The organism is Pseudomonas sp. CFBP 8770 (genome assembly GCF_014841705.1).
Lineage (GTDB): Bacteria > Pseudomonadota > Gammaproteobacteria > Pseudomonadales > Pseudomonadaceae > Aquipseudomonas.
Genome location: NZ_JACYUL010000004.1, coordinates 407,579 through 419,436 on the forward strand (window position 1 = coordinate 407,579; position 11,858 = coordinate 419,436).

The following is an 11,858-nucleotide window of genomic DNA, read 5'->3' on the forward strand; positions in this document are numbered from 1 at the left end:
GCCGATGACCGCTCCCACGGAGGGACTGCAGTGTGTCTGTAGGAGCGGTCCGTGGCCGCGAAAGCCGCGCTGCGGTTTGTCAGGGTGACCGCTGACAAGGCTAAACCGATGCTACAGGTTCGGCTGGCATGTTAAGGTTTGCCTCTGCCCCGAAAGCCCTGGACTTGTGAATGTCTTCTCGTCGTACCTCAGGCTGGCCCATGCGCCAGTTCGCCGTGACTACCTGCCTGGCCTTGCTGGTTGCCTGCGCGGAAAAACCCACCGTCGCCGATACCCTGCCTGCCCCCATCGTCCAGCCAGCGTTGCCGGTGCCCATGGCGCCCGCGCCAAGCAGCGTGGACACCCCGGTGCTGCCCACCCAGACATTCGCCGAATGGCAGCAGGGCTTTCGTCAGCAAGCCTTGCGCAGCGGCGTCGACGCGCAGCTTTTCGACCGCGCCTTCCAGGGCGTCACCCCCGACATGAGCGTGATCAAGGCTGACCGCAGCCAACCCGAATTCAGCCGCCCGGTGTGGGAATACCTCGACGGCGCCATCTCCCCGACCCGCCTGCGCCGTGGCCAGGCCATGCTCGAGCAGTACGCCGACGTGCTGGCGAGCATCGAACAGCGCTACGGCGTCGAGCGCCAGGTACTGGTTGCCGTGTGGGGCATGGAAAGCAGCTTCGGCCAGATCCAGGGCGACAAATCGGTGATACGCTCCCTGGCGACCCTGGCCTACGAAGGCCGTCGCCCTGAATTCGCGCAAAGCCAGCTGCTGGCCGCGTTGCAGATTCTGCAGAACGGCGACATCCAGCCCGACCGCATGCTGGGCTCGTGGGCCGGTGCCATGGGCCAGACCCAGTTCATTCCCACCACCTACAATTCCCACGCCGTGGACTTCGACGGTGATGGCCGGCGCGATATCTGGAACAGCGCCGCCGATGCGCTCGCCTCCACTGCCCACTACCTGCAGAGTTCGGGCTGGCAGAGCGGCCAGACGTGGGGCCTGGAAGTGCGCCTGCCCGAAGGCTTCGACTATGCGCTGGCCGACGGCAACAGCCGCAAGCCGGTCAGCGAATGGCAGCGCCTGGGCGTTGCGGCGATGCCAGGCGGCGCCGTCCCGGCGGGTAGCGAAAATGCCGCAGCAGCGCTGCTCCTGCCAGCCGGGTATCGCGGCCCGGCCTTCCTGGTCTTCGACAATTTCCGCGCGATCCTCAAATACAACAATTCCTCATCCTACGCATTGGGCGTCAGCCTCTTGGCGCAGCGCCTGCAAGGAGCAGGCTACATCCAGGGCACCTGGCCCAAGGACGACATGCCGCTCACGCGCACCGAGCGCATCGAATTGCAGAGCCTGTTGAGCGCACGCAATTACGATGCCGGCGCTCCTGACGGCATCATCGGCGCCAACACCCGCAAGGCTATCCGCAGCGCCCAGCAAGCCATGGGTTGGCCAGCGGACGGGTATCCGACCCACAAGCTGCTCGAGGCGCTGCGTACGCAACAGTGAGCGCGCTGACCTGCACGGGTGGCCCAGGCTTCGCCTAGGCCACCACATCCTGCTCCAGCCAGACCTGCTGGGCAGTGGCATCGAGCCTGACCTGAACGCCCAGTGGCAGGGTCAGGTTTGGATCGCAGTGGCCACTGCGCCAGCCGGCCAGGACAGGGATACCCTCAGCCTGGAATGTCTCGAGCAGCAGCGGGGTCATCTGCTCGACAGCGATTCCGGCGAAGTCACCTACGATCACGCCCTGCACGCCCTTCAGTTTGCCTGCCAGACGCAGGTGAGTCAGAAAGCGATCCACGCGGTACAAGGGCTCGTTGACATCTTCGATGAACAGCACGATGCCGTCACCGGGAAGCTCGTACGGCGTGCCGAGCGTGGCACTGATCATCGCCAGATTACCGCCCATCAAGCGACCCTGAGCCTGCCCCGGCACTACCGTGGTCAACGGCCACTCGGGCGGATGACGCAGCATGTCCCCGGCCCCAATCTCGCCGCGCAGCGCCTGCCATAGCGACGACTCGGTGGGTGCGTGCTTCTGTGTCAACAGATCGGCCTTGAACAGCGGCCCATGGAAGGTCACGAACCCTGCATGGCGGGCGATGGCCAGATGCAGTGCGGTGATATCGCTGTAGCCCACGAAAGGCTTGGGGTGTCGCCCCAGCAACGCGAAGTCGATCTTGTCCAGCAGACGGGGCGTGCCGTAGCCGCCGCGCAGACACAGGATGGCGTCTACCTCAGGGTCGGCGAAAGCGTCGTGGAGGTCTTGCAGGCGGGCCTGATCGCTGCCGGCCAGGTAACCCTGGGCGAGCCCGACACCAGGGTAGATGCGCAATGTGTAGCCGCGCTCGCGGAACCAGCCGCTGGCGGCCTCGGCGTCCAGCTCGATGGGGCCGGCTGGCGCGATCAAGGCGATCGTGCCGTGGTCGGGCAGGCGTGGAGGTAATCGCATGGTTGAAACTCTCGATCCCGGGAGGAAGGAGCGGCAACCCCTACCCTCGGCTTATGCGGCGCGTATGCGCACTTCGCGGGCAGCGCCCGCGCTGCCCGAAGGGCACGCAGGCTTGTTCGGTTCGATCAGAGCTTGATCTTGGCTTCGTGCGCCTGCTGATCGGCGTGGTACGAGGAACGCACCAACGGCCCGGAGGCGACGTTCTTGAAGCCCATCTTGTGGCCCTCTTCGGCGAACCAGGCAAAGATGTCCGGATGCACGAAGCGCTGTACTGGCAGGTGACTGCGCGAAGGTTGCAGGTACTGGCCCAGGGTAAGCATGTCGATGTTGTGCTCGCGCATGCGCTGCATGACCTCGATCACTTCCTCGTCGGTCTCGCCCAGACCCAGCATCAGGCCCGACTTGGTCGGCACGTGGGGAACCAGTTCCTTGAACTTCTGCAGCAGGGTCAGCGACCACTGGTAGTCCGAACCGGGACGCGCGGCCTTGTACAGGCGCGGGACGGTTTCCAGGTTGTGGTTGAACACATCCGGCGGCTCCTGCGCGGTGATGGCCAGGGCCACGTCCATGCGTCCGCGGTAGTCGGGCACCAGGGTTTCCAGCTGCACGCCCGGCGACAGCTTGCGGATTTCGCGCAGGCAGTCGGCGAAGTGCTGGGCACCACCGTCACGCAGGTCGTCGCGGTCCACCGAGGTGATCACCACGTACTTGAGGCGCAGGTCGGCGATGGCCACGGCCAGGTTCATCGGCTCGTCGGCATCCAGCGCCTTGGGGCGACCGTGGCCGACGTCGCAGAACGGGCAGCGACGGGTGCAGATGTCACCCATGATCATGAAGGTTGCGGTACCGCCAGAGAAGCATTCACCCAGGTTGGGGCAGGACGCCTCTTCGCAGACACTGTGCAGCTTGTGCTTGCGCAGCAGTTGCTTGATGCGGTCGACCTCGGGAGACACCGGGATGCGTACGCGGATCCAGTCGGGCTTTTTCGGCAGCTCTTCGGTGGGGATGATCTTTACCGGGATGCGCGCGACCTTTTCGGCACCGCGCAGCTTGACGCCCGCCTCGACCCTGGGCCGTGGCGCATTGGCCTTGGGCGCACCCTCGGCGAGGTTCTGCAGGGGGATCAGCGTTTGCACAGCTTCTGTCGCGGTAGTCATATCAGTCGATTCCGCCCGTAAGGGTCGTCTGCTCAACATAGTCGAGGTGCTTGACCAGCTGCGCTCGCAGCCTCGCACTGACCTCGGCAAATTCAAGGGGTGCGACATGATCGCACATCTGCGTCATCGGCAGGCCGGCATATCCACATGGATTTATCCGCCGGAACGGCGCGAGGTCCATGTCGACGTTCAAGGCCAGGCCATGGAACGAGCAACCGCGGCGGATGCGCAAGCCCAGCGAAGCGATCTTTGCTCCGTCCACGTAGACCCCGGGTGCATCGGCACGGGCGGCGGCCTGCACGCCGTAGGAGGCCAGCAGATCGATCAGGGTGTGCTCCATGCGGGTGACCAGCTCTCGCACGCCATAGCCCAGCCGGCGCACATCCAGCAACAGGTAAACCACCAATTGCCCGGGGCCATGGTAGGTCACCTGGCCGCCGCGGTCGACCTGCACCACCGGGATCTCGCCGGGCACCAGCAGATGCTCGGCCTTGCCCGCCTGGCCCTGGGTAAAGACGGCCGGGTGCTGGACCAGCCAGACTTCATCGGCAGCCTCAGCGTCGCGCTGGTCGGTGAACTGCTGCATCGCGTGCCATACCGGCTCGTAAGGCAACAGGCCGAGTTCGCGAAACCCCAGGCATCGCGGCATCACAACACCATTTTGACGATGCCGGTGGCGCGCAGCTCACTGTTGATGTTGTAGAGCTGCTCCTGGCCGGTGGCCAGGATATGCAGCTGCAAGGTGGTGTAGTTGCCGTTGCTGCTCTGGCGCTCGGCATTCTTGTCGTGATTAACGGCTGCGTGCTTTTCGACGATCTGCACCACCGTGTCGCGAAAGCCCACACCGGTATCGCCGATGATCTTGATCGGGTAGTCGGCGCAGGGAAATTCGATTTTCGGCTCTTTTACTTCGGTATCGGTCATGGCGATGACGGCCTCGGGTAAACCGTGAAAACGACAACGCCCCCGCCTGTTGCAAAGGCGAGGGCGCGCAGTCGCGATATCAGTTGAACAAGCCGTAGAAGAATAGACGAACGCTATCCCATACGCGGCGGAAAATACCACCTTCCTGCACATCGTCCAGCGCGATCAGGTCGGTGGTCTGAACGATCTTGTCACCGTTCTTCACTTCGACCTTGCCGATCACGTCGCCCTTGGCGATAGGCGCGGTCAGCTGTGGGTTCATGGTCATGCTCGCAGCCAGGTTCTTCAACTGGCCCTTGGGCAGGGTCATGGTCAGGTCTTCGGCCAGGCCGGCCTTGATTTCGCGGATGTCGCCCTTCCACACCGGTGCCTTGGCCAGCTCGGTGCCCTTCTGGTAGAAGGTCTGGGTTTCATAGAAGCGGAAGCCGTAGGTCAGCAGCTTCTGGGTTTCGGCAGCGCGGGCCTGCTCGCTGTTGGTGCCGAAGACCACGGCGATCAGGCGCATGCCGTCACGTACGGCCGAGGACACCATGCAGTAGCCGGCTTCTTCGGTATGGCCGGTCTTCAGGCCGTCGACGGTCTTGTCGCGCCACAGCAGCAAGTTGCGGTTGGGCTGCTTGATGTTGTTCCAGAAGAATTCCTTCTGCGAGTAGATCGCATAGTGAGCCGGGTCTTCGTGAATGATGGCCCGGGCCAGTACTGCCATGTCGTGCGCAGTGGAGTAATGCTCGGGGTTCGGCAGGCCGGTCGGGTTCATGAAGTGGCTGTTGGTCATGCCCAGCTTGCCAGCCGTGGTGTTCATCATGTCGGAGAAGGCGTCTTCGCTGCCGGCGATGTGCTCGGCGAGCGCCACCGAGGCGTCGTTGCCCGACTGGATGATGATGCCGTGCAGCAGGTCGCTGACCGACACCTGGGTGCCGACCTTGATGAACATCCGCGAGCCGCCGGTGCGCCAGGCGTTTTCGCTGACGGTGACCGGGTCGTTCTCGCCGATCTGGCCGCGACGGATTTCCAGGGTCGCGATGTACGCGGTCATCAGTTTGGTCAGGCTGGCTGGCGGCAGACGCTGGTCGCCGTTGTTTTCAACCAGCACGTTACCGCTGGAAGCTTCCATCAGCACGTAGGATTTGGCAGCCAGTTGCGGCGGCGCTGGCATCATCTGATCTGCCGCCCAAGCGGCAGGGGCGATGATCAGCGGTACAAGCAGGCACAGGCGTTTGGCAAGTGTGGTGATGTTCATCCGTCTCTCGAAATTGCTGATGGGCACATGCCCTTGCGGGCAGTCTTGTTGTGGGCGGCGGCCCGGTGTCGCACGCCCGTTGCCGGGCGCTCATTGCAGCGCCGCCCGCAGGCGGCGCGGTTCAATCCAGTGTCACCAACTTGGGCACGCCAAGATTGGCCATGCGCACGTTGTCCTGTATCTGCTGGGCTTCACCCTGGGAATTGATCGGTCCCAGGCGTACCCGATAGAACGTCTGCTGGTTGACGGCGATCTGGCTGGTGAAGGCCGGCGCGCTGACCATCGAGCTCAGCTTGGAACGCAGCAGTTCCGCAGCGTCGGGGTTGGCGAACGCTCCCACCTGGAGATACAGGCCAGACGCTTGTGCAGAACCGTTTTTTTTTGCGTCCATCTGCACCGGCAGCGTGGCGACCGCGTGTTGCTGCGGCGGTGGCGTGTATTGCTCGACCGTACCGGCCGACGGCGTGATGTTGGGCCGGGCCTGCGCCACCACCGGTCCCTGGTTGAGCACCAGTGGCGCCGGACGGCCGCGCTGCGCCCACCATTCCTGCGGGTCGATACCTTCGACACGCACCCGCGCCGTACCCGTTTCGGCGTAGCCCAGTTTCTTCGCCGCAGCGTAGGACAGGTCGATGATGCGGTCGGAATAGAACGGTCCGCGGTCGTTGACCCGCAGGACCACGCTGCGGCTGTTGTCCAGGTTGGTCACGCGTACATAGCTGGGCAGCGGCAGCGTCTTGTGTGCCGCGCTCATGCCATACAGATCGTAGACCTCGCCGTTGGCGGTGTTCTGACCATGGAACTTGGTGCCGTACCACGACGCGGTACCGGTCGCCAGATACTGACGCGATTCGGCGATCGGGAAGTAGGTCTTGCCCAGTACCGTATAGGGGTTGGCCTTGTACGGCCCGGTGTGCAGGGTTGGCACGGCGTCGGGAATCTTCGACACGTCGACGTCCCACCACGGCGCGCCGTCCTTGTGCGCCCGGTTGATGTTCAGGCCGGGCATGGCCTTGACGGTCGGGCCGGACGACTTCACGGTACGCGACGGTGGCGGCGTCGAAGAGCAGCTGGCGAGCAGCAGGCCCAGGGCCGCGCAGGCCGCGATGGCGGAGGATGTATGTATCGGCATTGCCCGCATTACTTGACGCCCCGTGCTTGAACCAGCGATTCCGACAGTTGGTGCACAGCCATGGCGTACATCACACTGCGGTTGTAGCGAGTGATTGCATAGAAATTCTTCAGGCCCAGCCAATATTCCGGGCCCTCGGCGCCCTGCAGGCGAAAGGCGGTCACCGGCAGGTCATCGCGTAGCGCATCATGACTCGACCAGCCCAGCGCCCGCAACTGCGCGACATTCTTGACCGGGTCGATGCCCGGGCTCAAGCCGTCGTCGACCTGCGGCCCGGAAACGCTGGCACGGCTGACCACCGGTTGACCGGCCACCCAGCCATGCTCCTTGAAATAGCTGGCAACACTGCCGATGGCGTCGTCGGGGTTGGTCCAGATATTGATGTGACCGTCGCCGTCGAAATCCACGGCATAGGCGCGAAAGCTGCTGGGCATGAACTGCGGCAGGCCCATGGCGCCGGCGTACGAACCCTTGAGGGTCAGCGGATCGAGTTGCTCGTCGCGTGCCAGCAGGAGGAACTCGCGCAGCTCCTTGCGGAAGAATGGCGCGCGTGGCGGGTAGTCGAAGCTCAGGGTGGACAACGCGTCGATCACCCGGAAATTGCCGGTATTGCGACCGAAGAAAGTTTCGACACCGATGATCGCGACGATGACCTGCGCCGGTACGCCGTATTCGCGTTGCGCACGGGCCAGCACCGCTTCGTGCTGGCGCCAGAAATCCACGCCGCGGGCAATGCGAGCATCGGTGATGAACATTGGCCGATACTCGCTCCACGGTTTGACCCGCTCGGCGGGACGCGAGATCGCGTCAAGAATCGACTGCTTGCGCTCGACTTCCCTGAACACTTCGTTCAACTGCTCGCTGGCGAAGCCGTAGTCGCGGGTCATTTCACCAATGAACTGGGTCACCTGCGGTGAGCCACCGTAGTCGCCAGCGCTGGCTTGCTGTGCCGACCCCAACAGGCCCATCAGGCCGATCCAGGGAACGTTCCGAGCTGCCCAGCTACGCATTACTTGCATGCAATTGCTCACCTTATTCAAACCTGTGCGATCCACTTGCGATGGGTGTGGATCGACATCAAAACGCCAAACGCTGACAGCAGGGTCACCAGCGAAGTTCCGCCGTAGCTAATGAAAGGCAACGGCACCCCCACCACCGGCAGCAGGCCACTGACCATACCGATATTGACGAAAACGTAAACAAAAAAAGTCATGGTCAAGCTGCCGGCAAGCAACTTTCCGTACAGGGTCTGGGCCTGCGCGGTGATCACCAGGCCACGGCCGATCAACAACAGATAGATCAACAGCAGTGCGCAGATGCCGACCAGGCCGAACTCTTCGCCGAGTACCGCGATGATGAAGTCAGTGTGGCTTTCGGGGAGGAAATCCAGGTGCGACTGAGTACCCAGCAGCCAGCCCTTGCCGAACACGCCGCCCGAACCGATGGCTGCCTTGGACTGGATGATGTTCCAGCCGGTGCCCAGCGGATCGCTCTCCGGGTCGAGAAAGGTCAGGATCCGTTGCTTCTGGTAGTCGTGCATGATGAAGAACCACATGCCGACCGCTACCGGTACCGCCGCCGCCAGTACGCTGGCGATCCAGCGCCAGCGCAATCCGGCCATGAACAGCACGAAGGAGCCGGAAGCCAGGATCAGCAGTGATGTGCCAAGGTCTGGCTGGCGCACGATCAGCGCAAAGGGAATGCCGATCAGGGCCAGGCTCACCGCCACGTGCTTGAGGGTCGGCGGCAAGGTCCGCTTGGCCAGGTACCAGGCGATCGTCGCCGGCATGATGATCTTCATGAACTCCGAGGGCTGGAAGCGGATGACCCCGGGAATGTTGATCCAGCGCGTGGCACCCATGGCGTTGTGGCCCATCACGTCCACCACCACTAGCAGTATCACCCCGGTCACGTAGGCCAGGGGCACCCAGCGCGCCATGAACCGTGGTTCCAGCTGGGCGATGATGAACATCGACCCCAGGCCCAGGCCGAAGGACGTGGCCTGCTTGATCAGCAGGTCCCAGTTCTTGCCGCTGGCCGAATACAGCACGAACAGGCTGCCCGCCGCCAGGGTCAGCAGCAGGATCAGCAACGGGCCGTCGATGTGGATGCGCTGCAGGAATGTCGCGCGGCGACGCATCACATCCTCGCTGGAGAGGATGCGGTCGAAATTACTCTTCAAGGGCGGTGATCTCCGCGCCCGTGGCGCTGGCGTATTCGGGTTTCAACTGGCCGTCGGGGCCGAGCAGCCAAGCGTCCATGATCTGGCGCACCACCGGCGCCGCCACGCCCGAGCCGGACTCGCCGTTCTCGACCATGACCGAGACCACGATGCGCGGGTTGTCCGCGGGCGCGAAGCCGACGAACAGGGCATGGTCGCGATGGCGCTCCTGGACCTTGCTGCGGTCGTACTTCTCGCCCTGGCGAATGGCGACGACCTGGGCCGTGCCGGACTTGCCGGCGATCCGGTACTTGGCGCCGATGGCAGCCTTGCGCGCGGTACCGCGCGCGCCCTGCATGACCTGCTCCATGCCGTGGGTGACCTTGGCCCAGTCGGACGGATTGCGCAGCACGATGTCGGGCACCGGGTTCTCGTCCACCGGCGGCACGCCTTCGATGGTGCGCGCCAGCCGCGGGCGGTTCCACTTGCCCTTGTTGGCGACCAGGGCAGTGGCCTGGGCCAGTTGCAGCGGCGTGGCCTGCATGTAGCCCTGGCCAATGCCCAGGATGAGCGTTTCGCCGGGGAACCAGGCTTGCCGGCGGGTCTTGCGCTTCCATTCGCGCGAGGGCATCAGGCCCGGCGACTCTTCGAACATGTCCAGCGAGACCTTCTGGCCGATGCCGAACTGGCCCATGTAGTTGTCCAGCTTGTCGATGCCCAGCTTGTGCGCCAGGTCGTAGAAATAGGTGTCGTTGGAACGCATGATGGCGGTGTCCAGGTCTACCCAGCCATCGCCGGTACGGTTCCAGTTGCGGTATTTATGGTCGTAGTTGGGCAGTTGATAGAAGCCTGGGTCGAACACCCGCGATCCGGCATTGATCACGCCTGAATCCAGCCCGGCAATCGCCACTGCAGGCTTGATCGTCGAACCGGGTGGATACAGGCCGCGCAACACACGGTTGAACAGCGGTCGGTCGATGGAATCGCGCAGGTCGGCATAGGCCTGGAAACCGATGCCGGTGACGAACAGGTTGGGATCGAAGCTGGGCTGGCTGACCATCGCCAGCACCTCTCCGGTGCGCGGGTCCATGGCCACGATCGCGCCGCGACGGCCGCCCAGCGCCTCTTCCGCGGCTTCCTGCAACTTGATGTCCAGGCTCAGGACGATGTCCTTGCCCGGCTTTGGATCGGTGCGCTTGAGCACCCGCAGCACACGGCCGCGTGCATTGGTCTCGACCTCCTCGTAGCCCACCGTGCCGTGCAGTTCAGGCTCGTAGAAACGTTCGATGCCGGTCTTGCCGATATGGTGAGTGCCGCTGTAGTCCACCGGATCCAGGGTTTTCAGTTCCTTCTCGTTGATGCGCCCGACATAGCCCACCGAGTGCGCGAAATGCGCCCCCTGCGGGTAGTGCCGCACCAACTGCGCGACCACTTCCACACCCGGCAGGCGAAACTGGTTCACCGCGACCCGGGCGATCTGCTCTTCGTTGAGCTCGAACAGGATCGGTACCGGCTCGAACGGTCGACGTCCCTGTTTCATGCGACGCTCGAACAGCTGCCGGTCTTCGTCGCTGAGTTCCAGCACCTCGACGATGGTATCGAGCACCTGGCGCCAGTCACCGGAGCGTTCGCGGGTCATGCTCAGGCTGAAGCTGGGGCGGTTGTCGGCCACGACCACGCCGTTGCGGTCGAAGATCAGCCCTCGGGTGGGGGGTATCGGTTGCACGTGCACCCGATTGTTCTCCGAAAGCGTGGAGTGATATTCGTACTGGATCACCTGCAGGAAATACAGGCGCGCGATCAGCACGCAGATCAGCACCAGGATCGCCGCCGCACCGACCACGACGCGGCTGCGCACGGTGCGCGCGTCTTTCTCGTGGTCCTTGAGGCGAATCGGCTGGGACATCGGCTGGTTTACGGCCTATTTGTGATAAGGGTGCCCGGACAGCACGGTCCAGGCGCGATACAGCTGTTCACCGATAAGTATCCGTACCAGCGGGTGAGGCAAGGTCAGCGGCGACAGCGACCAGCGCTGCTCGGCGCGGGCACAGACTTCCGGCGCCAGCCCCTCGGGGCCACCGACCATGAAGTTCACCGTGCGCGAGTCCAGGCGCCAGCGATCCAGTTCCACCGCCAACTGCTCGGTGCTCCAGGGCTTGCCGTGCACTTCCAGGGTAACGATGCGCTCACCCGGGCCGACCTTGGCCAGCATCGCTTCGCCTTCCTGGCGGATGAAGCGGGCGACGTCGGCGTTCTTGCCACGGGTGTTCAGCGGGATTTCGACCAGGTCCAGTGCCAGCTCGGCGGGCAGACGCTTGGCATATTCATGCCAGCCGTCTTCCACCCACCGAGGCATGCGCGAACCCACCGCGATCAGACGCAGACGCATGGCCCAGGCTACTCTTGGTCGTTAAGAGCCTGGTTGCCAGGGGTATGGTGCGCAGCGCTGGCGGCACGGCTCTGCTCGGCACCCTGCCACAGGCGTTCCAGGTCGTAGAACTGGCGGGAGGCAGCGGTCATCATGTGCACCACCACGGTGTCCAGGTCCAGCAGCACCCAATCGCTCTCGCCCTTGCCTTCTTCGCCCAGTGGCTGGACGCCCTTGGCCTTGACCAGCTCGCGAACCTTATCGCCCATGGCGTTGATCTGGCGATTGGAGGTACCGGTAGCGATCACCATGAAGTCGGTGATGCTGTTCTTGTCACGCACGTCGATGACCAGAACGTCCTGGGCCTTGACGTCTTCCAGAGCAGCTTTGGTCAGCTCGACGATTGTTTCAGCGGGAATTGCTTGTTTCTTGCTCATAAA

At 63.7% G+C, this 11,858-nt stretch carries 12 protein-coding genes; 1 reads left to right on the forward strand and 11 read right to left on the reverse strand.

Annotation, left to right across the window (positions count from 1 at the left end; genetic code table 11):
• The first annotated feature begins 170 nt into the window (after nt 1–170).
• Nucleotides 171–1,490, forward strand: a complete 1,320-nt coding sequence (locus IFT98_RS11560) for a lytic murein transglycosylase (RefSeq protein ID WP_192048748.1) — start codon at nt 171–173, stop codon at nt 1,488–1,490.
• Between the two features lie 34 nt (nt 1,491–1,524).
• Here IFT98_RS11560 and IFT98_RS11565 read toward each other — a convergent pair whose 3' ends face one another.
• From IFT98_RS11565 to rsfS, 11 genes are all read right to left on the reverse strand, one after another.
• A complete protein-coding gene (locus IFT98_RS11565) occupies nt 1,525–2,436 on the reverse strand; it encodes a S66 peptidase family protein (RefSeq protein WP_192048750.1) in 912 nt (303 codons plus the stop codon).
• A 125-nt stretch (nt 2,437–2,561) separates the two neighbouring features.
• Complete coding sequence (gene lipA, locus IFT98_RS11570) at nt 2,562–3,593, reverse strand: lipoyl synthase (protein WP_122475523.1); 1,032 nt, start codon at nt 3,591–3,593, stop codon at nt 2,562–2,564.
• A gap of 1 nt (nt 3,594) precedes the next feature.
• The gene (lipB, locus tag IFT98_RS11575; protein WP_192048752.1) at nt 3,595–4,242 is read right to left on the reverse strand and encodes a lipoyl(octanoyl) transferase LipB; all 648 of its coding nucleotides are present in this window, start codon (nt 4,240–4,242) and stop codon (nt 3,595–3,597) included.
• On the reverse strand, nt 4,242–4,517 hold the full coding sequence (locus tag IFT98_RS11580; RefSeq protein ID WP_122475527.1) for a DUF493 domain-containing protein: 276 nt from the start codon (nt 4,515–4,517) through the stop codon (nt 4,242–4,244). Before IFT98_RS11580 ends, lipB begins: the two co-directional genes overlap by 1 nt.
• 79 nt (nt 4,518–4,596) lie before the next feature.
• Nucleotides 4,597–5,757, reverse strand: coding sequence for a D-alanyl-D-alanine carboxypeptidase family protein (locus IFT98_RS11585; protein ID WP_192048754.1), 1,161 nt, complete (start codon nt 5,755–5,757; stop codon nt 4,597–4,599).
• A gap of 121 nt (nt 5,758–5,878) precedes the next feature.
• A complete protein-coding gene (locus IFT98_RS11590) occupies nt 5,879–6,898 on the reverse strand; it encodes a septal ring lytic transglycosylase RlpA family protein (protein ID WP_122715018.1) in 1,020 nt (339 codons plus the stop codon).
• On the reverse strand, nt 6,898–7,908 hold the full coding sequence (mltB, locus tag IFT98_RS11595) for a lytic murein transglycosylase B (protein WP_192048756.1): 1,011 nt from the start codon (nt 7,906–7,908) through the stop codon (nt 6,898–6,900). Before mltB ends, IFT98_RS11590 begins: the two co-directional genes overlap by 1 nt.
• Before the next feature lie 17 nt (nt 7,909–7,925).
• Nucleotides 7,926–9,029 carry a rod shape-determining protein RodA gene (gene rodA, locus IFT98_RS11600; protein ID WP_192048890.1) on the reverse strand — a complete coding sequence of 368 codons (1,104 nt, stop codon included), beginning with the start codon at nt 9,027–9,029 and terminating at the stop codon, nt 7,926–7,928.
• A gap of 31 nt (nt 9,030–9,060) precedes the next feature.
• Nucleotides 9,061–10,956, reverse strand: a complete 1,896-nt coding sequence (gene mrdA, locus IFT98_RS11605; protein ID WP_122795465.1) for a penicillin-binding protein 2 — start codon at nt 10,954–10,956, stop codon at nt 9,061–9,063.
• Between the two features lie 15 nt (nt 10,957–10,971).
• Nucleotides 10,972–11,439 (reverse strand): 23S rRNA (pseudouridine(1915)-N(3))-methyltransferase RlmH, encoded by a 468-nt coding sequence (gene rlmH / locus IFT98_RS11610; RefSeq protein WP_122715014.1) that lies wholly within the window; start codon nt 11,437–11,439, stop codon nt 10,972–10,974.
• Nucleotides 11,440–11,447: 8 nt separating this feature from the next.
• The gene (gene rsfS / locus IFT98_RS11615; protein ID WP_192048758.1) at nt 11,448–11,855 is read right to left on the reverse strand and encodes a ribosome silencing factor; all 408 of its coding nucleotides are present in this window, start codon (nt 11,853–11,855) and stop codon (nt 11,448–11,450) included.
• Nucleotides 11,856–11,858: the final 3 nt, after the last annotated feature.